The organism is Beijerinckia sp. 28-YEA-48 (assembly GCF_900104955.1).
Taxonomy (GTDB): Bacteria; Pseudomonadota; Alphaproteobacteria; order Rhizobiales; family Beijerinckiaceae; genus Terripilifer.
In genome coordinates this window covers 3217987-3238655 of record NZ_FNSI01000001.1, presented here as the reverse complement: position 1 = coordinate 3238655, position 20669 = coordinate 3217987, and the positions used below count along the sequence as shown (strand labels likewise).

At 61.3% G+C, this 20669-nt stretch carries 18 protein-coding genes and 1 tRNA gene; 12 read left to right on the top strand and 7 right to left on the bottom strand.

Annotated features, from left to right (window positions below; all coding sequences use genetic code 11):
* Positions 1-2: 2 nt before the first annotated feature.
* Both cpaB and BLW50_RS15375 read right to left on the bottom strand, forming a co-directional pair.
* Positions 3-782 carry a Flp pilus assembly protein CpaB gene (cpaB, locus tag BLW50_RS15380; RefSeq protein ID WP_090704118.1) on the bottom strand — a complete coding sequence of 260 codons (780 nt, stop codon included), beginning with the start codon at positions 780-782 and terminating at the stop codon, positions 3-5.
* Positions 783-898: 116 nt separating this feature from the next.
* Positions 899-1405, bottom strand: a complete 507-nt coding sequence (locus BLW50_RS15375; protein ID WP_090704116.1) for an A24 family peptidase — start codon at positions 1403-1405, stop codon at positions 899-901.
* Positions 1406-1631: 226 nt separating this feature from the next.
* Between BLW50_RS15375 and BLW50_RS15370 the strand changes: the two genes are divergently transcribed.
* The 3 genes from BLW50_RS15370 (at position 1632) to BLW50_RS15360 (ending at position 3574) form a co-directional block, all read left to right on the top strand.
* Positions 1632-2120: a pilus assembly protein N-terminal domain-containing protein gene (locus tag BLW50_RS15370; RefSeq protein ID WP_170850171.1), complete on the top strand. Its 489-nt coding sequence runs from the start codon at positions 1632-1634 to the stop codon at positions 2118-2120.
* Positions 2121-2246: 126 nt separating this feature from the next.
* Complete coding sequence (locus tag BLW50_RS15365; protein WP_090704112.1) at positions 2247-2900, top strand: TadE/TadG family type IV pilus assembly protein; 654 nt, start codon at positions 2247-2249, stop codon at positions 2898-2900.
* An 8-nt stretch (positions 2901-2908) separates the two neighbouring features.
* Positions 2909-3574 (top strand): TadE/TadG family type IV pilus assembly protein, encoded by a 666-nt coding sequence (locus tag BLW50_RS15360; RefSeq protein WP_090704110.1) that lies wholly within the window; start codon positions 2909-2911, stop codon positions 3572-3574.
* A 9-nt stretch (positions 3575-3583) separates the two neighbouring features.
* On the opposite strand, the gene purD is transcribed toward BLW50_RS15360, so the two are convergent.
* The gene (gene purD, locus BLW50_RS15355; protein ID WP_090704107.1) at positions 3584-4855 is read right to left on the bottom strand and encodes a phosphoribosylamine--glycine ligase; all 1272 of its coding nucleotides are present in this window, start codon (positions 4853-4855) and stop codon (positions 3584-3586) included.
* A gap of 174 nt (positions 4856-5029) precedes the next feature.
* Entirely contained in the window at positions 5030-6271 is a 1242-nt protein-coding gene (locus tag BLW50_RS15350; RefSeq protein WP_090704104.1) for an MFS transporter, read from the bottom strand.
* A 185-nt stretch (positions 6272-6456) separates the two neighbouring features.
* Here BLW50_RS15350 and BLW50_RS15345 point away from each other — a divergent pair, with 185 nt between their 5' ends.
* Positions 6457-7869 carry a L,D-transpeptidase family protein gene (locus BLW50_RS15345; RefSeq protein ID WP_090704102.1) on the top strand — a complete coding sequence of 471 codons (1413 nt, stop codon included), beginning with the start codon at positions 6457-6459 and terminating at the stop codon, positions 7867-7869.
* On the opposite strand, the gene BLW50_RS15340 is transcribed toward BLW50_RS15345, so the two are convergent.
* Complete coding sequence (locus BLW50_RS15340) at positions 7835-11314, bottom strand: sensor histidine kinase (RefSeq protein WP_090704099.1); 3480 nt, start codon at positions 11312-11314, stop codon at positions 7835-7837. The genes BLW50_RS15345 and BLW50_RS15340 overlap by 35 nt on opposite strands.
* A 295-nt stretch (positions 11315-11609) precedes the next feature.
* Between BLW50_RS15340 and BLW50_RS15335 the strand changes: the two genes are divergently transcribed.
* The 6 genes from BLW50_RS15335 to BLW50_RS15310 all read left to right on the top strand — a co-directional run bounded on the left by BLW50_RS15335 (position 11610) and on the right by BLW50_RS15310 (position 15367).
* Complete coding sequence (locus BLW50_RS15335; protein WP_244544260.1) at positions 11610-11969, top strand: phasin; 360 nt, start codon at positions 11610-11612, stop codon at positions 11967-11969.
* Positions 11970-11993: 24 nt separating this feature from the next.
* Entirely contained in the window at positions 11994-12647 is a 654-nt protein-coding gene (locus tag BLW50_RS15330) for a phasin family protein (RefSeq protein WP_090704095.1), read from the top strand.
* Between the two features lie 263 nt (positions 12648-12910).
* Positions 12911-12987 (top strand) — tRNA-His (locus BLW50_RS15325).
* Between the two features lie 179 nt (positions 12988-13166).
* Positions 13167-13562: a hypothetical protein gene (locus BLW50_RS15320; RefSeq protein WP_090704093.1), complete on the top strand. Its 396-nt coding sequence runs from the start codon at positions 13167-13169 to the stop codon at positions 13560-13562.
* A gap of 94 nt (positions 13563-13656) precedes the next feature.
* Entirely contained in the window at positions 13657-14754 is a 1098-nt protein-coding gene (locus BLW50_RS15315) for an ATP-dependent DNA helicase (RefSeq protein ID WP_090704091.1), read from the top strand.
* Between the two features lie 85 nt (positions 14755-14839).
* The gene (locus BLW50_RS15310; RefSeq protein WP_090704090.1) at positions 14840-15367 is read left to right on the top strand and encodes a DedA family protein; all 528 of its coding nucleotides are present in this window, start codon (positions 14840-14842) and stop codon (positions 15365-15367) included.
* On the opposite strand, the gene BLW50_RS15305 is transcribed toward BLW50_RS15310, so the two are convergent.
* Entirely contained in the window at positions 15368-17041 is a 1674-nt protein-coding gene (locus tag BLW50_RS15305; RefSeq protein ID WP_090704088.1) for a formate--tetrahydrofolate ligase, read from the bottom strand.
* Positions 17042-17379: 338 nt separating this feature from the next.
* A complete protein-coding gene (locus BLW50_RS15300) occupies positions 17380-18072 on the bottom strand; it encodes a glutathione S-transferase family protein (protein ID WP_090704087.1) in 693 nt (230 codons plus the stop codon).
* A gap of 351 nt (positions 18073-18423) precedes the next feature.
* On the opposite strand from BLW50_RS15300, the gene BLW50_RS15295 reads away from it, so the two are divergent.
* Together BLW50_RS15295 and BLW50_RS15290 are read left to right on the top strand one after the other, a co-directional pair.
* Entirely contained in the window at positions 18424-19098 is a 675-nt protein-coding gene (locus tag BLW50_RS15295; RefSeq protein WP_090709176.1) for a response regulator, read from the top strand.
* A complete protein-coding gene (locus BLW50_RS15290; RefSeq protein ID WP_090704085.1) occupies positions 19095-20465 on the top strand; it encodes a sensor histidine kinase in 1371 nt (456 codons plus the stop codon). Before BLW50_RS15295 ends, BLW50_RS15290 begins: the two co-directional genes overlap by 4 nt.
* The last annotated feature ends 204 nt before the right edge of the window (positions 20466-20669 follow it).

Here is a 20669-nt window from a genome sequence, read left to right as displayed (position 1 = left end):
CGTCATTGCTTGCTCACATTGCTGGGGATGCCGAAGCGGACAATCGTCAGACTGCCTTCATTGTCGGCTTGATCTTCAGGCTTATTCGCGTCGAACATGCTGCGCAGCACCAGCGAAAGCTGACCGACGCGCTGCGCCAGAATGAGCTTCTCGGCCTGGGTCTGCGAAACTTCCAAGGTCGCATTAGAGCCGACGACGACCTTTTCGCCGTTCTTCTCCTGAACGTTCTGGCCGATGGCCAGGATGCGAACATTCTTCAGGATTGTCTCGCTGGCATAGGCTTCGCCGCCTTGCTCATCACGCGAGATGCGCACGATGTCGACGCGATCGTTGGGCAGGATGAAGCCGCCGGCCGACGTGGCGCCTGTGGCGTCGATGTTGATCGCGACGGCGCGTTGGCCAGAGGCCAGAATGGCGGAGAGGAAGCCGGCATTCGCTGCTTTGACCACCTTCTCACGGCGGATTGGTTCGCCCTGCAGGAAGCTGGAGCGCGCGACCGCGCCTTTCAAGTCGGCAATGACGTTGGGGTCGGCGGATTTGCGGATCGCCCCTTCACTGATGGAAGCTTTCGGCCAGACCGCCCAGGTCAGATCGCCATCGGCGATGACCGTGCCCATCGGCATTTCCTTGCCGCTGACGAGAACTTCATCAGTTTCGATCTGCGGGGGCGGCGGCGGCGCCTGGATGATGGTGGGCACGTTCTTTTGGCCGCCCATGAGCATGGCGGCAACGCCGCCAGCCGCCAAGGCGACGCCAAGAACTGCAAGACGAGCAACGTTCATGATTGTCTGATCCGTATGGCCCCACCGATTCCGGAACCATCCGAATACAAACAAGGAAACGTCAAATTAAGGTTAACCGGTTGTATCTATATGTACTGATCGACTGTCCCGAACAGTTACAGTGTGACCGTCGCCAGCCAGATTTGCGATTGCGGATAGACGTACAGACCGGCCAGGGCGAGCGCGATTCCATAGGGGATACCCTCCTTCTGGTCGTGCAGGCGCAGGATCCAGCCATAACGCGGCACGAAGGACGGCAGCGGCTTGAAGCGGATGGCGACGATGAGAAGCGTTAATACTGCGCCGAACACCGAAGCGACGAGGCCGTAGTTCATGACATGGGCCCATCCAAGCCAGATGGCCGAGGCCGCCGCCAGTTTCGCGTCGCCGCCGCCCATCCAGCCGGCGCAGAACATTCCGAAGGTGACGACGAGAACCAGCGCGCCGCAGGCGAAGGCCCACGCCATGTCCTGCCAGGAAATGCCCAAGGCAAAGGCAAGGCCGAGATAGGCGATCACCAGCAGCAGCGAGATCCAGTTCGAGATCGTCATCGTGAACAGATCCGAGAAGGCCGCATAGGTCATCGCCAAGGGAAATATGAGGAGGGCAGCGATATCGGTCATGGGAGAGCTCGTCGGTTGAAGCCGCACCGTAAATCGACAGGATTTACGAGAGCTTAACTGCCGCTGCAGATGGCGAGCCTCAATCGAGAACGTAAAGCGAAGAAAATCAGAGCGCAAACATCTAAGTTCAATGCGCAGCGTCGAATTTGATCGTTCCGGCCTTTATCGTTCCTTCACCATTTTCGTTCGTAATGCCTTGAAATATTCCCATTCACGAGAGTCGAAAATGCCTGTTTCGATGAGAGCCGTCCTGCCGCCGGAGCTTCGGCGCCTGGCGATTGCCACGGCTCTTGCGATCTGCACGGCATCGGGGGCCAGCGCCGCCGATCAGATCATGGTGATGCTAGATCAGGCCAAAGTCCTGCTGCTGCCGCCCAACGCATCGACCATCATTCTCGGCAATCCCTCTATTGCCGACGTTTCGATGCTGAAACGCAATAACCAGATGATCCTGACGGGAAAAAGCTTCGGCAGAACCAATCTGATCGCGCTCGACGCCGATGGAAAGTCGGTCGGTGAGTCGACGGTGGTGGTCACCAATCCGGTGAGCCGAGGCGGGTTGGTGGTCCAGCGCGGCTTGCAGCGCGAAACCTATGATTGTTCGCCGCTCTGTAATCCGACCGTCACGCTCGGCGATGATTCAAAATTCATGGCTGATACCGCAGGACAGTCACAGCAGCGTTCCACCGTGGCGTCCCCGCTCGGCAAAAAGTAAACAGAACGTTAATTTTCACGGTTTGCTTTCCGAAGCCCGGAAAGGGTTTGGGAAAGTCGCTGCGATTATGAAGATATCAGAGCGCATTTGAATGACGTGCTGCGTCTATGCGTACCGAGGTTTTCTATGCTTCGTCAGACTGCCGCATTGATCGGTCACAGGTTTCTCAATCGGCGATTGTGCCGGATTTTGAAGCGGTTTCGGAAAGATACTGACGGCGTCACGGCGGTCGAATTCGCCATGATCTCCGTTCCTTTCCTATCGCTTCTGTTCGTGATCTTTGAATCGGCGCTGATGTTCTTCACCCAGCAGGGGCTCGAAGCCGCGACCGCCGACGCTGCCCGCGCGATCATGACCGGGCAAACCCTGTCCGGCCAGACGCCCAGCGGTAGCAGCACGGCGCTGACAAGCGCGGCCGCTTTTCGCTCGCAGGTGATGTGCACTCTGCCGAGCTTGCCGAGCTTCATCGATTGCAACAAGCTGATTATCGATGTGCGCAACCAGTCCGGCTTCGCCGGTCTCACTCTCGACGCCAGCTTCTACACCGGTAATACGCTTTTCCAGACGGGTGGCGCCAACTGCGTTGTCGTCTTGCGGGTGGTCTATCCCATGCCGGTCTATCTCAATTTCTTGACCATGAACGGTCTGGTGGCGAACGGGGTCAATCAGACTGGGCAAGTCAATTACGACAACGGCTGGAAACATCTCCTGCTCGCCACCCAGGTTTTTCGGAATGAACCGTTCGGCGCCTCGGGCTCCGCCTCGGCGCCGCCGTGTTGAGGGCAGCCATGGCACCGCGACACCGCGCCTCCGTTATTGGCTTCATTCGGCGCCTGCGCCACGACAAACGTGGCGTCGCCGCGGTCGAGTTCGCGCTTATCTTGCCACTGATGCTGTTGTTGTATCTTGGCACGGCCGAACTGACGCAAGGCATCATGGCGAGCCGCAAGTCGACCTTGGTGGCGCGTGCGCTTTCCGATCTCGTTGCGCAGCTCGCCGCAGGCTCCAATATGACCGATACCGAAACGACCAATGTCTTCAATGCGGCAACCGCGATCATGTCGCCGTTTCCGACAACAACCTTGAAGATGGCGGTGGCGAGCGTCGAATTCGTCGCCAATAGCGCCAAGCCCAATGGTTATGACGCCAAGCCGCGCTGGACGATCACACGCAATGGTGGCACGGCGCGGCCGTGTGCCATTCTCACAGCAGCAGCCAATACGGACGCACCGGCGAGTAACAAGATGCCCAACGGCATGTATGGCTCGGGTTCGATCATCGTCGCCGATGTCTCTTATACCTATGATCCCCCCTTCGGCGGGGCGGTTCTGGCGTGGAGCAGCGCGCAATCGGTGATGACGATGTCGCAAACGACTTATATGCGCCCGCGCAACCAGATCCTGATCGCCATGCCTACCGCCGTGACCGGCGGCACGATCTGCCCAGCCTACTGAACTGAACGTTCAGGTCTTGGCGATGGCGCGCCAGCCGATGTCGCTGCGGTGGAAGCCTTCCGGCCAGTCGATCTCGGCGATCGCCGCATAGGCTTTGCGCTGCGCCTCAGCCACATCCCCGCCCGTCGCGGTGATGTTCAGCACGCGCCCGCCATCGGCGAGCAATCTGGCTCCGTCCCGCTTCGTGCCAGCATGGTAGACCGTAATATCGGGCAGGCTCGCGGCCTTCTCGACCTGGCGGATTTCGCTGCCGCGTTGTGGCTTCTCCGGATAGCCCTTGGCGGCGAAGACCACGGTGAGAGCGGTGCGGGGCGACAGGGCGATCGGCTTGTCACGTAGCGCACCGGTGGCGCTTTCGAGCAGCAGGGGGATGATGTCCTCGTCGAGGCGCGGCAGGATCACCTGCGTTTCCGGATCGCCGAAGCGCGCATTGAATTCGATAAGCTTTGGCCCGTCCTTGCCAATCATCAAGCCGGCGAACAGCACACCGCGATAAGGTGCGCCGCGCGCTTTCATGCCAGTCAGCGTTGGCTTGATGAGCTCGTCCATCACGCGCGCGCTCATTGCTTCTGTCATGATCGGCGCCGGCGAATAGGCGCCCATGCCGCCGGTGTTTGGCCCAGTGTCGCCGTCGCCAACGCGCTTGTGATCCTGCGCCGAGGCGAAGGCCAGCGCCCGCTCGCCATCGCACAGAGCGAAGAACGAGACTTCCTCACCGTCGAGAAAATCCTCGACCACAACCTCTGCGCCCGCTGCGCCAAAAGCGCCGCCGAAAATCATGTCGATGGCGTCGAGGGCCTCGTCGAGGGTCGCAGCAACGATGACGCCCTTGCCGGCCGCAAGGCCATCGGCCTTCACCACGATCGGTGCGCCTTGCGCGCGGATGTAATCCTTGGCGGCCGCAGCTTCGGTGAAGCGGGCATAGGCGGCGGTCGGAATGTTGAAGTCGCGGCACAGGTCCTTGGTGAACCCCTTCGACCCTTCCAATTGCGCGGCGGCTTTCGTCGGTCCGAAGGCGGGAATGCCGGCCTTGGCCAGATCGTCGACGATCCCGGCGACAAGCGGTGCCTCCGGGCCGACAACGACGAAATCGATCTGCATCAGCTTGCAGAAGTCGGCCACCGCGCCATGGTCGGTGATATCGAGCACCACATTGCGCGCGATAGCCTCGGTGCCGGGATTGCCCGGCGCGACGAAAAGCTGGCTGCACAGGGGCGACTTCGAAATGGCGAGGGCGAGGGCGTGCTCGCGCCCACCCGAGCCGATCAGGAGGATATTCAAGGAAAACTCCGGGTCACGTTTGGCGCTTGTCTAAGGCAAATTGCGTTTCGACAGAAACGCAATTTGCCTAGAATCTTCATTTTGACGCGTCTTTAGGGCGTTTGATGAGGTCATCAAACTGCAAAACCCTATAGTGCGTCACGCGCCCGGAGGGAAATCGCCGTTAGCCCGAATTCAGGCCTTTTGCGCCGCGGCCTCCTGCGGGGTCGTCGGCATGGCGAAGACCAGCAGATTGGCCAGGATGATGGTCACGGCCAGGAACCAGAAGGTCGACAGCAGCCCGTAGGAATCGGCGATGGCGCCGCAGACGAGCGGGCCGACGGCCGAGCCCAACGCCTGAATGCCGAACATGGCGCCGATGGCGCTGCCGCCGAGGTTTTTCGGCGTGGCGTCGAGCAGCCAGGCTTGCAGCACCGGGCGAACGGCGAAGAGGAAAAAGCCGAGCAAGGCGACGAAGCCGACAAACATCGGCGAGCGGCCAGCGAAGACCATGAAGGCCAACACGGCGCCGGTCATGATCATCGAGCTCATGATGACATTGCGACGGCCCACCTTGTCCGACATATGGCCGGCGATCGGTGCGGCGATGAAACCCGCCGCCTGCAGCGAGAACATGCTCAAGCCCACCAGCCAGGGCGAATAGCCCATTTCCTTGGCCAGATAGAGCGGCAGGAAGGCCATGATGCCGTTCTGCGTCATCGAGCGGAAAGCGGAGCTGGCTGACAGGAACAGGAGGGTGCGATTGCGGAACAGCGAGGGCAGGGCCTGCAGCACTTCCTTGGCCGAGAGCTGCGGCGCTTGCTCCTTTTTGGGCGCGGCGGAGGTCGATTTGCCCAGGTACCAGAGGATCATCACCGCCATCACCACGCCGGGCAGGATGTTGACGATCATCACGTCGCGCCAGGAGAAGGTGAGGTAAGTGATGAGCGCGCCGGCGGCGATCGGCGCCAGCGCGTCGCCGACATTGCCGCCCATGCCGTGCCAGGCCATGACCAGGCCCTTGCGATCGGGATAGCGCTGGCCGAGCCAGGGGATGGCGGTCGGGTGCCAGAGATTATTGCCGATGCCGATCAGAGCCGAACAGGTCAGCATCACCCAATAGGCGCTGGAAAAGCCCATGACGAGGTAGGGCACGCCGATCCAGAACAGCGAGGTCGCCATCAACAGGCCCTTGCGGCCGACCGAATCGACGAACATGCCGCCGGGCAGGTTGGAAACAGCGCCGGCGAGATATTGGGAGGTCAGGATCATGCCGATCTGGCCGTAGCTGAGCCCCATCTCATTGCCGATGAGCGGTAGAAGAACGTAGAAAGTCGCCGGATACCAATGGGTTAGGGCATGACCAATGGTGATGACCCAAACTTCCTTCATGGAGCGGGTGGCGGGAACGTCCGTAGGTCCGACAACCGCTGACATCAGGCTTCCTCCGTAATTCTGCTGCGACAATTTTGCCGCAAATTCGTCCTTTTGCCTGGCTGGGTCAAGCTGACGGGAAACTGATCACGGTGTCTCATTGCTGGCATGCTGTCGCCGCACATTGTTAGGACACTGGTCAGCATGTTGGGCGACAGTTGTTGCAGTGCGTATCTGTGTGAAGTGACATGATTCTCTCTCTTTCCCCCTGGCGTCACGCTGTTTTTGCTGGCCTCGCGCTGGCGTGCTTGACCGACTATCCACAGGCCCAGACGGTTCAGGCGCCCGCCGCGCCCGCGCCGCTGGCTCCGGCCGCGCCCGCACCTGCGGCGCCCGCGCCATCGGCCGGTCAATCCTCAGGGTTTTCCAACAATCCACCACTGGCGCCGACGCTCGTCGATCCTCGGGCTGCATCCAGCGCTCCGCAGGCCGCGCCGGCCGTCGCCGCCAAGCCGAAGCCGAAACCGGCGCCGCCGCGCGAAACGGCGCTGTCGCGCGATCCGCGTCCATCTCTTCAGCCCGAAACTTTCTACACCACGGCGAAGGCAGCCGAGCGCTACCGGGTGATCGCGGAAAGCGGCGGTTGGCCAACCGTGACCGCGGTCGCGCCGGGCGCGAGCGGTCGTGCGGTCGCGGTTCTGCGCCAGCGCCTTGCCATCGAGGGGGATCTGGCCGCCGGCCAGGATACCGACGAGCAATGGGACGCGGCTCTGACCGCCGCCGTCAAATCCTATCAGTCGCGGCTCGGCCTGCGGCAGTCCGGCATCGTTGGCGGCGCCACGTTGAAGGCGTTGAATGTTCCAGCGGCCGTGCGCTACCGCCAGTTGGCCTCGAGCGCCGAGCGCATCGCCGCCTCTCCCTTCGCCTTCGGGCCGAAATATGTCGTCGTCAATATTCCCTCCGCTTCGGTCGAAGCGGTCGAGGATGACCGCGTGGTGCGCCGTTACGTTGCCGTCGTCGGCGACGTGAAAAATCAATCGCCGGAAGTGACGACGCGCGTGGTCGCGGTCAATCTCAATCCGACCTGGACCGTGCCGACCTCGATCATCAAGAAGGAAATCATCCCGAAGATGCGCAAGGATCCTGGCTATCTGTCGCGCGCCAAGATCAGGATTCTCGACAGCACCGGGCAGGAAATCGATCCCACGACCATCGATTGGAATACAGAACGCGCCGCCGGTTTCACCCTGCGGCAGGATTCAGGTGCGCATAACGCCTTGGGCTCGATCCGTATCAACATGCCCAACTCTCATGCCGTCTATATGCATGACACGCCGACGAAGCACTCGTTTGGCAGCGACTATCGCTTTCTTTCGCATGGCTGCGTGCGCGTCGAAGGCGTCTATGATCTGGCGGCGTGGCTGCTCGACAGCAGCACCAATCGCGTCACCAAGGACATGCTGATCGAGCGCCAGAAATCCGGCGAGCGCGTCGATCTGCGGCCGCCGCAGCCGGTGCCTGTCGTGTGGATCTATATGACTGGCTGGGCCAGTGCCGATGGCATCGTGCATTTCCGCGACGACGTCTACGGCCTCGACCGGGTCGCCTACGCCTCCGCCAACGAGCTTATTCCGCCAACACCCGTGTTGATGGGAAGGTAACTTCCACCAAGGTGCCTTCGCCTGGCTTGCTCTTGATTGAGAAGGCGGCGCGATTGGCTTCGACGAGAGCCTTGGTCAGGGGGAGGCCAAGACCGGTGCCGCTGGTCTGCCGCGAGGTCTGGATCTGCCGGAACGGTTCCAGCGCGATCTCCAGATCCTTTTCGCTCATGCCAATGCCGGTGTCGCGCACGCGCACCACCGCCTGGCCGCTGTCGGTGAGCGCCGTCGAGACGATCACTTGGCCGCCGGCCTGATTGAACTTCACCGCATTCGACAGGATGTTGAGCACGATCTGGCGCAGCGAGCGCTCGTCGGCGACGATATTGGGCAGTTGCGGCGCCAGCGCCAGCCGCATGATCACCCGTTCGCGCACCGAGAGCGGCTGCATGATCGACACGCATTCGTTGACGATCTTGTTGGCATCCACAGCGCCGAAATTGAGATCGAGCTTACCGGCTTCGATCTTCGACAGATCGAGCAGGTCATTGACCAGGCTCATCACATGGGTGCCGGAGGCGTGGATGTCGCGCAGATATTCCTTGTAGCGATCGTTGGCGACAGGGCCGAAACGCTCGTCGATGATGACCTCGGCGAAGCCCAGGATGGCATTGAGCGGCGTGCGGATCTCGTGGCTGATCTTGGCCAGGAAGTCGGACTTCAGCGCGCTCGCCTGTTCTGCCTCGCGACGTGCGTCCTTGAGCTCGCGTTCGGCATTCTTCCAATCGCTCATGTCGCGCATGACGGCGCAGAATTTTTCCGCCGTCTCCGACCCGATGCGTCCGATGGTCATGAAAATCGGAATCTGCCCGCCCATGCGGGCGCGGCCGATGACCTCGCGTCCATCATTGAGCACGCTGCGCACGCCATGGCTCTTCAGGCCTTCGAGATAATCGAGCGCCGCCCTCTGGCTGTCCTTGGCGAACAAAGTGGTGAGCGACTGGCCGGCAACCTCGCCGCGTTCGTAGCCGAACAGGGCTTCGGCCGAGCGGTTGAGCGAGAGGATGGTGCCGGCGCCATCGAGAATGGCGACGCCGTCGGTCGCCGTGTCGAGAATGGCGTGCAGCTCGCGGATTTCCGCATCCTGCGCGCGTGCTTCGCTTTCTGGCTTGGCGAGATCGGTAGTTTTTGAATCCGCAGGTTTGGAAACGACTTGCGGTGCCTCGACTGGGCGGAAGGTCATCAGCGTCGCGGGCTGGCCATTCCACTCGGTCGTCTGCATGTGGCCGTTCAGCTTCACCAGCGCGCCGGACTCGGTTTCGACCTGTAGCAGCGTGCCATCGGCGCCGTGTGCGTCCAGCGCCTGGCCATGGATCATGCGCTCAGGGCCGCCCCAATCATGGAAGGCGTCGATGTCGGCAAAGCCGAGCGTGTCCAAAAGGTGGCGATTGATGAAGGTCGGTACGCCGCCCAGCATCACCAGAATGCCGACATTGAGCCGATCGAGGATCGCTGCCGCATTGGCTGGCATGATTTCGGCCGGCACGATCTCGGTCGGCAAATCTTTGACTGGCAAAACTTCGACGGGCTTGGCGGCTTCAGCCGGCGCAACAGCCTCCGTAGCCGGCACGGCGATCGGGCCGGCCACGCCGAGCGCGGCGGCGATTGCGCGCATCTGTTCGGCTGAGGCTTGTGCCGGTGCCGACACGGCGTCGCCGCGCACAGGGGCGGTTATCGCGGGCACGGCGTTGTCTTGCTCTGGCTTATCTTGCCGAGCCTTATCTTGTTCGTGCTTGTCTTGTTCGCGCTTGTCTTGCGCGACCGCTTCGGACGCGGTCGTCGTCGCGATTACAGGCGTGATGGGCGCCGGCTCGTGGTTGTCACTTTCCTGCGCGTGATCGTTTGCCGCGCTGTCGTGGGCGGCATCGGCTGTCTCCGCTGCCACGGGCGGTAATGTGATGTGCGTCGGCTTTTCGCCGCGCTCGATGTCGGCGACGATGCTGCGGGCGATCTCACGGAACGCCTGGCGCTCGCTGGTGGACAGTTCGATCAGATTGTCGTTGTCGGGCTCTGGTGCCACTTGCACGGGCAGCGAAACCGAGGACGGTGTGGGGCTGGCTTCCAGCGTCGTCGCAGTCGTTTCCGGTGTGACCGGCGTTTCAACGGGCGCGATTTCAGCCGGAGGCGTTTCGAGAGGTGTTTCTACCACAGCGTTGGCTGCGCCATTGGCCGTCGATTGACGGTCGCGTTGCCAGTCGCGCAGCGGCACCACATTCGGCGCATAGTTCAGATAGTCCGGTTCCGGCGTCAGCGGCGCGAACATTTTCTCGCGCGCAGTGTCGAGCGCATCATGCTCGTCGTCGCTGATTGCGCTGGTGCTGATCGCCTGATCGTCGTTGTTCGCTATGGTCTTGTTCTCGACCTCGTTGGCGACATCGGTATCGGCAGGTACGGTTGCGGCAGGTACAACCAATGCGGGGCGGGCGACGATCTTATCGAGATTGATGACGCCAAAACCGCTGAAGCCGCTGAAGACGTGATCTTCATCGAATGTCGGCAAACCGCCGAGCGTGACGGGTGCTGCTTCGTGCGTGCCATTGATTGGCCACAGCACGCGCAGGCCGCTCCAGGTTTCGTGACGGGCGAAAGCGGTGCGCAGATCTTCGATCCGATCGACGCCGAAACGCTCAGTGACTGCGATGAAATCCTGGCCGATCAGATCAGCCGTCTGGCAGCCCATGGTTTCGCAGAGCGCGCCGGTGAGTTTGACGAAACGACGTTCGCCATCGGTCTGCCACAGGAAGCGCACGGTGCCAGTGTCGCGCGGGCGTGTCGGAACCGCCGCGACAGGGGCGATCGCCGCAGCGGGAGGCGCGGCCTCGACGACAGCCGCGGCCGGCTCGCTCTCAGCTTCCGCCACCGGCGTATCGGCGGTGGCTTCGATCTGCTGTTCGTCTTCGATCTGCTGTTCGACTTGGATGCGCTGTTCAACTTGCGTGTTTTCGCTTGGCGCGTCTTCGATCGCGACCGCTTCGGCTGGAGGCGGACTGGCGATTGCCTCAACCAGCTTTTCCTCTGCGGCCTTTTCTTCAACCACTTTGGTCGGTGCCGCGGTTAAGAAGGCGGAGGGGGCATCGAGCGCGCCGGCGACGAAGAAGGGTGTGGTGCCAGTCAGCCGTCGGCAGGCGAACGTCACCGTGTGGGTGGCGCGGCCAAAGAAGAAGCGCAGGCGCTCGAGGCGCATCGGCGTGCCGGGGGCGAGACTGCGCGCCAGATCCGTGAGGCGGCGGGCGCCTGGTTCGTTGCCGTTGAAAAGACGATTCTCGAGCGCTATCAGGTCGGCGGCCCGAAATAACGCCAGGGCGGCATCGCTGGCATGGACGATTCGTGAGCCGGCGACGATAAAATAGGCTGCGCCCCCCGCTTGCAGGCCGGCCAAGGGGGGCTCAGCCAAGACGCGCGCAAGGGTTTCTGCATCAAGCGGATTTTGCTCGGGCATTTGCGACATTCGCGGCCAAAATCCTTCTCGTCGCTGGTTTCGGGACCTGTTCCATTCTGAACCGACGTCACGAAAGCGCAGTTAAGCGACCATTAACTTGGGGCGTCCGGGGGGTCTATGCAAAGGGGGGCGTCACCCACCGGAGATTCAAAACAAGCTTAATTTAACTTTTTTGCATCGCAAAATTTATGACAGCAATATGTTGCAATGCAGCAAAATTTATGTTAGCCAAAATTCCGCAGGGGCACGCGAGTAGAGTCGCATTGCAGCGACCTCGCGACTGCGCAAATTTTCGGAGGCAAATGTGGCAAACCCGTATGAAATTCCGACCGAGATGAAAGATTTCGCCGAGCGCAGCGTTGCGCAGGCCCGCAAGGCTTTTGAAGGCTTCATGGGCGCTGTGCACAAGACCCAAGGCACGACCGACAGCGCGACCACGACGGCTACGGCCAGCGTCAAGGATGTGACCGACAAGGCGATCTCCTACGCCGAGAAGAATGTTTCCGCCGCTTTCGATCTGGCCGAACAGCTTCTGCAGGCTAAGGACCCGAAGGAAGTGCTGACGCTTCAGGGCGAATATCTGAAGAACCAAATGGCGGCGCTGCAAGAGCAGACCCGCGAATTGGGTGAGACGTTCCAGAAGGCCACCGGGATCAAGAAATAGTCCTCAAGCAAAAGGGAGGTTGTCATGGCCGTTTCGCGTAAGCCCGCTAAACCCGCTGCCGTTGTGTCCAAGCCCATGGGGGCGAAGCCTGCGGAGGTGAAGTCCATGGAAACCAAGCCTGAAGCAAAGCTAGAAAAGCCCGAAATAAAGCCCGTGGCAGCAAAGTCCGCTCCCGAAGCGGTTGCCGCCACGCCGCCTCAGACTCAATCGTTCCAGCCTGCAACGGCGCCGGAAGCAGCGACCGACATTCTGCAGGCAGCGGCGGTTCCCGTCGCCAATCTGCAGGAAATGCTGCGCCTGGCGACTGAAAGCAGCGTCGAGCGCTCCAAACTCGCTTACGAGCGGATGCGCAGCTCGGCTGAAGAAACGACGGAAACTCTCGAAAGCGCCTTCAAAGTCGCTTCCGATGGCTCGACCGCCATCAGCAACAAGGCGATCGATCTGTTGCGTCTCAACGCCAATTCCTTCTTCGATCTGGCCAAGTCTCTGACCGAGGCGAAGAGCCTGTCCGACGTCGTGGTGCTGCAGACGCAATTCGCCCGCACGCAGTTCGAGACTTTCAGCGCCCAGGCCAAGGAAATCTCTGGTCTCGTGCAGAAGGTGGCCACGGACACCGCCGCGCCGCTCAACGCCGCGGCTATCCGCACCTTTGGCTCGCGTCCTGATCTGGCGGCCTGATCTGCGGTTTTGGTCGGTTCAATCGTTACGGGCCGCCTTGTGCGGCCCGTTTCCGTGTTACAGCCAGCACGCCGGTCAAGATGACTTGTGCGCTGGCGCAATTTGCGTGTGTTCTGCGGCTTGCAATCCCGGCGAGCCGAGTCTAGGTTCCGCGCGCTTTATAGCGTTTTCACAGTTCGGCGGAGCCGGACGCCATGAAGACGCGTCAAAATAAGAGAAGCTAAGCAAAATCATGTTTCTATCGAAACGCGATTTGCTCTAGGGCCACCATAGCTCAGTTGGTTAGAGCGCCGGATTGTGGATCCGGAGGTCCCCCGTTCAAGCCGGGGTGGTGGTACCATCTAGTCCCTAGGCGGTAGTTGAAGACATGCCCGCCACGCCCTGAAGCTCAGCTTTGGGAAAAAAGCGCACCTTATTGACTCCACCGGCGGTTTTGGCCTTGCCGTCGTGTAGCGGTGTGCGATGATTCTTCCCCAGTGATTCGCGCGTAAAATCAGCAGCGATTCGGGGATGTTATCCATGCAGCCGGCCGAGATCGGTCATACCAGCCGCGACCTCCTCGAATGGGGTGGCCCCCTCATCATCGACCGGATCAACGAACATTATTTTAGGCTGCTACGGTCCCGTCCCGATGTCGCCCGTCCGCTGGCGCAATATCACTACCGTATGTGGAAATTCCTGCTCGACGGCCATCCGGACGAAGCTGCGAGCCTGCGTCGGGAGCTGGTCAACCTCGCCCGGCTCGCCGGTTGCGCGGACAGCGACCTCGACGACGCCGACCGCATGGTTCTGGTTGAATTGATGCAGGTGGTGATGATGCGCTTCAATCGCTCGCCCAATATGGCCTGCGATTACAGCCTGACCCTGGTCGATGCCGCCTCAGGCCTCGCCCATGCGCGCCTCGCGGTCGCTTGATTCTCGCTGATTCCTAACTTTCCCTTCCCACCGTCCACCCTGCTATACCCGTGCGCCGCATGGAGCGGACGGGATTCGTGAAGGGATTCGTCACGTGAGCAGTCGCTGGTCGCCGCAACAGGACCAGGCCCTAAAAGATGTCGGACGCTGGCTCCAGGGCCGCAACGGACAACAAGTTTTTCGCCTCTTCGGCTTCGCTGGCACGGGCAAGACGACGCTTGCCCGGCATCTCGCCGAGGGCGTGGATGGCAACGTGGTCTTCGCCGCCTATACCGGCAAGGCAGCGCTGGTGATGCGGGCCCGCGGCTGCACCGACGCTCGTACCATTCACTCGCTGATCTATCGGCCCAAGGAGGTCGACAGCGAGGAGCCGTCTTTCGTCATCAACGAGGATAGCGACGCGGCGGAAGCGAAACTGATCATCGTCGACGAATGTTCGATGGTCGACGAAGAGCTCGGCCGCGATCTCCTCTCCTTCAACCGCCCCGTGCTGGTGCTGGGCGATCCGGCGCAGCTGCCGCCGGTGAAGGGCGGGGGGTATTTCACCGAGGCCGAGCCCGATGTCATGCTCACCGAGGTGCATCGCCAGGCCGCCGACAATCCGATCATCCACCTCTCCATGCAGGTGCGCGACGGCGAGCGGCTGTCGCCGGGCGACTATGGCGAGGCGCGCGTCATCCGCCGCGATGCCATCGATGCCATGGCTGTGACCAAGGCCGATCAGGTGCTGGTTGGCCTCAACCGCACGCGCCGGCTCTACAACAAGCGCATCCGCGAACTCTTCGGCCACACCGGCACCATGCCCGAAGTGGGTGATAAGCTTGTCTGCTTGCGCAACGATCGCACCAAGGGTCTGCTCAATGGCGGCATCTGGCGGGTGAAGACCTCGGCCGGCATCAGCCGCAAGAAACTGCGTCTGACGGTGACGCCCGAGGACGACCTGGCGCGCAAGCCGCAACGCATCGGCGTCGCGCCGGAATTCTTCCTCAGCGAGGAGGAGGTCCCTTTCGCCATCCGCAAAGGCAGCGACGAATTCGATTTCGGCTATGCGCTCACCGTCCACAAGGCGCAGGGCTCGCAATGGGACGACGTGGTGCTGTTTGACGAGTCCTATGCCTTCCGCGAACATCGCAGCCGCTGGCTCTACACCGCCATCACCCGCGCCGCGCAACGCCTCACCGTCGTGGTATAAACGTCTTTATTTGGACGCGCCTTTGGGGGCGTGTGGCCAAGTCACACTGCAAAACGCTATGGCGATAGCCGAGAAGGGACGATGAATGCCGGAATGGGTGCAGGCGGTTCTCGACTTTGTTCGTCACAACCAGGAATGGGCGGTGCCTATCGTCTTCGTCTTGGCTTTTGCCGAATCCCTGGCCTTCATCTCGCTGATCGCGCCGGCAACGGTGCTGCTCTGGGGCATCGGCGGTCTGGTCGGACTGGCCGGGCTGGCATTCTGGCCGATCTGGTTCGCCGCCGCCATCGGCGCGGCTCTGGGTGATTGGCTCTCTTACTGGCTTGGCTTTCACTTCCACGATCGCATCGTTGCCCTGTGGCCGCTGTCGCGCCGCCCCGATCTGGTCAAGCGCACCCATGAGTTGTTTGAGAAATGGGGTGTCGCCGGCGTGTTCATCGGCCGCTTCTTTGGGCCGCTGCGCGCCATCGTGCCGTTGATCGCCGGTGCCGTGCGCATGCCGCGCCTGCAATTTCAGCTCGCCAATTGGTCGTCGGCCTTCGTCTGGGCCACGGTGACTTTAGCGCCCGGTACGCTCGGCATGGAATGGCTGGGCAAATATTTGGGCAAATAATCAGAACAGCCCCTGCACCAGCCCGTGCGCATCAAGCCCGATATGTTCGGCGGCTGGCTCGCGCGGCAGGCCGGGCATGGTCATGATGTCGCCGCAGATCGCCACGACGAAACCAGCGCCGGCGGACAGGCGCACTTCGCGCACCGGCACCATATGGCCGCTGGGCGCGCCCCGCAGAGTGGGATCGGTGGAGAAGGAATATTGCGTCTTGGCGATGCAGACGGGCAGGTTGCCGAAGCCCATCGTCTCGTAAGTCTTGAGGTCGTCGGCCACTTTCGCGTCAATCACGATGTCAGCCGCGCCATAGATCTTGCGGGCAATGGTCCGGATTTTTTCAACGAGCGGCATGTTGTCGGGATAGAGCGGCCGAAAATCGGCGGCGCCGCTTTCACACAGCTTTACCACCGCGCGCGCCATGGCCTCGCTGCCGCGCGAGCCATCGGCGAAATGGGTGGCGATCTCGGCATCGACGCCTAGCCGTTCCCGACAGGCGGCGACCAGGAAATGCAGTTCCGCGTCGGTATCCGTGGCGAAACGATTGATCGCCACAACAGGGGGAACGCCGAAGGCGCGCAGATTGGTGATATGGCGGGCGAGATTGGCGAAGCCGCGATCGATAGCGCCAATATTCTCGTGCGTAAGATCGGCGCGGGCCACGCCGCCGTGCATTTTCAACGCCCGCACCGTCGCGACAACGACCGCCGCAGACGGCGTCAATCCGGCCGAGCGGCATTTGATGTCGAAGAATTTCTCCGCACCGAGGTCGGCGCCGAAACCGGCTTCGGTTACGACGTAGTCGGCGTGGCGCAGCGCTGTCGTCGTCGCCATCACCGAATTGCAGCCATGGGCGATATTGGCGAAGGGGCCGCCATGCACGAAAGCGGGCGTGCCTTCGAGTGACTGCACCAGATTGGGCGCGAGCGCATCCTTGAGCAACACAGCCATCCCACCGGGAGCCTTGAGGGCGGAGGAGGTGATGGGCGTGTGTTCACGCGTATAGGCGACGATCATGCGCGCCAGCCGCGCTTCCAGATCGTGGATGCTCTTGGCCAGGCAGAAAATGGCCATCACTTCCGAGGCGACTGTGATGTCGAAGCCGTCTTCCCGTGGAAAGCCATTGGCGACACCACCGAGCGACGACACGATCTGCCGCAAAGCGCGGTCGTTCATGTCCATCACCCGCCGCAGCACGACGCGGCGTTGATCGATGCCGAGCCCATTGCCCCAATAGATGTGATTGTCGAGCAGGGCGGCGAGCAGATTGTGCGCGGCACCGATGGCGTGAAAATCGCCGGTGAAATGCAGATTGATGCTTTCCATCGGCACCACTTGGGCGAAACCGCCACCTGCCGCGCCACCCTTCATGCCGAAACATGGACCAAGGGAGGGTTCGCGCAGGCAGATCGCCGCGCGCTTGCCCAGGCGCGAGAGGCCGTCGCCGAGGCCAACGGTGGTTGTCGTCTTGCCTTCGCCGGCCGGCGTCGGCGAAATCGCGGTGACGAGCACAAGACGCCCAAGCGGCCGTGTTTCCGTTTGGTGCAGATAATCGAGATCGATCTTAGCGATATATTTGCCGTAGGGATGCAGATCGGCGGCGCTGATGCCCAATTTGGCTGCGATGTCGGCAATCGGCGCGAGCTTAGCGCTGCGCGCGATCTCGATATCTGGCTTCATCAATCAGCTCCCCTGGCCCGTGGCCAGCGAAGACGAAATCCTTCCCACCGTCAATGCACCGCGCCCACGATCGCGTGTTATCCACGATGTGCGCTGGCGCACATCGGTGTGGGCAGCCGCTTGTTAGTGATCAGGGGTCGGCGAAAAGGGATCCGTCCTGCCGAGAGCGTCGGCTCGTCGATAACCTCCGAAACCTAGAGCAAATCACGTTTCGGTAGAAACGTGATTTGCTTAGATCCTCTTATTTGGACGCGTCTTCATGGCGCTCGACGATTCCGTCGAGCTGTGAAAACGCTATGAAGCCCTTCGGTCTCCCCGGCCGAAGGGTTTCTTTTCTCTCAAGCCTTGTTACGCGGCGCGTTGCGGGCGAGGCCGCCATACAGGTCGAGCATGCGCTCGCGCCAGGCATAGGTCGGGTCGTCGCTGTCGAGCAGTTCGATCGGTGAGGCGCTGCGCGCCCACATGAATACGCCGAAAACGATGTAATCGGCGAAAGCCGGCTGCGAGCCGCAGAAGAACGGCTGCTGCTTCAGCACGTCGCGCACGGGCGTCAGCACCGGCTTCAACATCGCGCGGCCATCCTCCGCCGACACGGCGAATTTTTCCAGAGGCATGCCCACGCGCTGTTCGCGCGAGGTGCGGAAATAGTCCTTATCCTTGTCGGCGAGGCCGTTGAACAGATCTAGGATGATGGTCTTGAACACGGGGATCGTCAGGCTGGTCTGCGCCCAGGAGCGGACGAAATTGGTCACACCCAGGCCGGGGATATCGATCAGCCGCGGCCGGTCCGGATAGGCACGGTCGAGATAAAGCGCGATGTCCCAGCTCTCGTGCAGGACGGTCTCGCCATCGCGCAGCACGGGCACCAGTTTCTGGCCGGAAAAGGCGATCTTGTCCTTTTCGGTGAAACGCACCGGCACCGTTTCGGTATCGAGCCCCTTGTGCGCCAGCGCCATGCGGATGCGCCAGCAATAGGGCGAGAAGCGAACGCTGTCGTCGCCAGCCGCTAGATCGAACAATTCGCGCGCCATACTACTTCCTCCAAATTGCAGAGCTTCATAAAGCATTTTCGCGCGCGGTGGGTATCGGTTCGCGCCAGGAAAATGCTTCAAAACGAAAACGGCAGATAAAGGCCGGAAAATCCGCAGCGCTCGGTAATGGCAGCGCGCGGGTAAGATGTTGATATTGATGGCGCCTCAGAGGTCCAGGCGCTCGTTCGCGCTTAGCCAGATATCTGGGTGGATAAGCGAAATCCCCTCTGTCCCGAAATAATCCCTGCGATAAAGCCGGTTTGACGCCCGCATAGCGTGGAGACGTCATGTTGCCGCAAGGTTTCTGATGCAGGTGCCAGAGTAGACAACTGGGTGGTGGAGCAAAAATCGGTGCGGCTGCTGTTGGTAGAAGACGAGCCAGAAATGGCTGCCGCCTTGCAGTCTGCCTTGCAGCGGCATGGCATTCTCGCGGACCACGCCGAAGAACTCGCAATCGCGTTCGAAATGGTCGAAATTGGCACTTATGATGCGATCATCCTTGATCTAGGGCTTCCTGATGGCGACGGCCTTTCGCTGATCCCGAGATTGAGGCGTCAGAAAATCAGGACACCTGTTATCGTATTGACGGCACGCGGTGGGCTCGCCGAGCGGGTGGCAGGGCTTGATGGCGGAGCGGACGATTATCTGCCCAAGCCGTTTGCCTTCGCAGAGCTGCTGGCCAGGCTTCGGGCCGTCATGAGACGCCCTGAACAACTGCAGCCTATGCTAGCTGAACTCGGACGCCTTTCGCTTGATCTCGATCACCGCGAGGCGAAGGTTGATGGTATGCGCTTCATCCTGCCCCGACGCGAATTGCTGGTGCTGGAGGCCTTGATGCGCAGGGCAGGCCGCATGGTGACGCGCGAGACCTTAATGGCCGCCGTCTTCGGCCTTGCCGATGAGGTTCAGTCGAACACATTGGACAGCCATATCTCACGGCTGCGCCGCAAGCTTGCGGATGCGAATGCCAATGTCACGATCAATGGCATTCGCGGCGTGGGCTATATGTTGATGGAATGCCCATGAAGGGCGGTAACGATCGCTCCCTGAAATGGCAGCTCGTACAGCGTTTGATCCTTCTGCAGAGCTTGATCCTGCTCGCAGTGCTCGCCGCCCTCTTCATCAGGGGCGATCTGTTTTCGTTTCGCTCGTCTGACCGAACCATCGAGGCGATCGGGCGTGCGATGGAACGCGATCGCGACGGTGTCTTACGCCTGCGGTCGACACCAGAGCTGACCGCCCTGCGCATGGCCGAGCCAGGTCTGTGGTTCGTCGCACGTGACGAGAATGGTTATCGTCTGAGCGAGGGACCGGTTCCACCCGCTTTCATCCTCGTCGCCGATACGCTCTCAGGGATCGGCCAGGCCCGTTTTGGCGCGACCGTCGATAGCGAAGCCATGGATCAGCCGGAAGCGCGCATGCGCCAAGTGACGACGCCCGTCGGCAAGGTTCAGATATTAACGGGAACCGAAAGCCCGGCGCTGTTTGGCATGGTGGCTCTTGGGGCTCTCCTGGTCTTTATCAAGGTCGCACTTCCAATCCTTCTGGTCATTGTTCTGGGCATCGTTATCGCCACGCCACTTGTCGTGCGTGCCACGCTCGCGGGGATCGCAAAAGTCGAGGAACAGGCGGCCTTGATAGACATTGGCCGGAAAGGCGCCCGGCTCGATGCGGCCAGCACGCCTCCAGAGATCGCTTCGCTCATCGGCGCGGTCAATGAAGCGCTGCGCCGGTTGGACGAAGGCTATGATCGTCATCAGCGTTTCCTGGCTGATGCCGCGCACGAGCTCAGAACGCCGATTTCAATCTTGGATATCCGCATTGCCGGTTTGCCGTCGATCCCTGAGAAAGCGCGGCTTATGGCTGACGTGGCCCGGCTCGCCGTATTGACCGAACAACTTCTCGATCTGGAACGGTTACGGCGCGACGTAGGGCCTTTTGAAGCCGTATCGCTACGGCTATTGGCGAAACGTATCATCAGCGACATGGCCCCGTTGGCCTTTGCCTCTGGTTATAAACTAGACCTCGATTTTGAAGAGGCCAATCCGACGGTTTGCGGAGACCAAGCTGCACTGGAGCGGGTTTTGACGAGCCTGATCCAGAACGCGGTTGATCATGGAGGCGGTGAAGGCACGATCACCGTCCGCATCGGCGCGCCAGCGCTGATTGAAGTGAGCGATGAGGGCCCTGGTATCCCGCTCGCTGAACGAGAGCGCATTTTTGAACCCTTTCACCGGCTGAAGCCGCGCGCTCGCGGCGCCGGCTTAGGGTTGCATCTCGTGAAGCAGATCGTGAACCTGCATGGCGGGCAGTGTATTGCCGGCGACAGTCCGACCGGGGGAGCCCGCATAACAATTTCGCTTCCGGCCTTGGCTGCCGGTCCTGAGAGGTAGCGCTCGCCGAGACGTTGCCAACATCGCCATGCTATCGCAATCCAAGCGGCTTAAACTGGCAAGGTCGGAACCACGAAGAAAGCCCGTCCATGCCCCGATCTTTCGTACAATGCCGCACGGTGCTGTTAGCGGTCTCCCTTCTTGGCGCGATGACCGCAGTGGCTGCGCCGCAAACAGCGCCGGTCGGTCATCGCGCGGCTCAAT

Coding starts and splice junctions, on each gene's coding strand:
- BLW50_RS15340 (WP_090704099.1), bottom strand. CDS start 11,314: ATGTCGCAAATGCCCGAGCAAAATCCGCTTGATGCAGAAACCCTTGCG.
- BLW50_RS15330 (WP_090704095.1), top strand. CDS start 11,994: ATGGCCGTTTCGCGTAAGCCCGCTAAACCCGCTGCCGTTGTGTCCAAG.
- BLW50_RS15370 (WP_170850171.1), top strand. CDS start 1,632: ATGCCTGTTTCGATGAGAGCCGTCCTGCCGCCGGAGCTTCGGCGCCTG.
- BLW50_RS15345 (WP_090704102.1), top strand. CDS start 6,457: ATGATTCTCTCTCTTTCCCCCTGGCGTCACGCTGTTTTTGCTGGCCTC.
- BLW50_RS15300 (WP_090704087.1), bottom strand. CDS start 18,072: ATGGCGCGCGAATTGTTCGATCTAGCGGCTGGCGACGACAGCGTTCGC.
- BLW50_RS15375 (WP_090704116.1), bottom strand. CDS start 1,405: ATGACCGATATCGCTGCCCTCCTCATATTTCCCTTGGCGATGACCTAT.
- BLW50_RS15350 (WP_090704104.1), bottom strand. CDS start 6,271: ATGTCAGCGGTTGTCGGACCTACGGACGTTCCCGCCACCCGCTCCATG.
- BLW50_RS15310 (WP_090704090.1), top strand. CDS start 14,840: ATGCCGGAATGGGTGCAGGCGGTTCTCGACTTTGTTCGTCACAACCAG.
- BLW50_RS15305 (WP_090704088.1), bottom strand. CDS start 17,041: ATGAAGCCAGATATCGAGATCGCGCGCAGCGCTAAGCTCGCGCCGATT.
- BLW50_RS15290 (WP_090704085.1), top strand. CDS start 19,095: ATGAAGGGCGGTAACGATCGCTCCCTGAAATGGCAGCTCGTACAGCGT.
- cpaB (WP_090704118.1), bottom strand. CDS start 782: ATGAACGTTGCTCGTCTTGCAGTTCTTGGCGTCGCCTTGGCGGCTGGC.
- BLW50_RS15320 (WP_090704093.1), top strand. CDS start 13,167: ATGCAGCCGGCCGAGATCGGTCATACCAGCCGCGACCTCCTCGAATGG.
- BLW50_RS15360 (WP_090704110.1), top strand. CDS start 2,909: ATGGCACCGCGACACCGCGCCTCCGTTATTGGCTTCATTCGGCGCCTG.
- BLW50_RS15365 (WP_090704112.1), top strand. CDS start 2,247: ATGCTTCGTCAGACTGCCGCATTGATCGGTCACAGGTTTCTCAATCGG.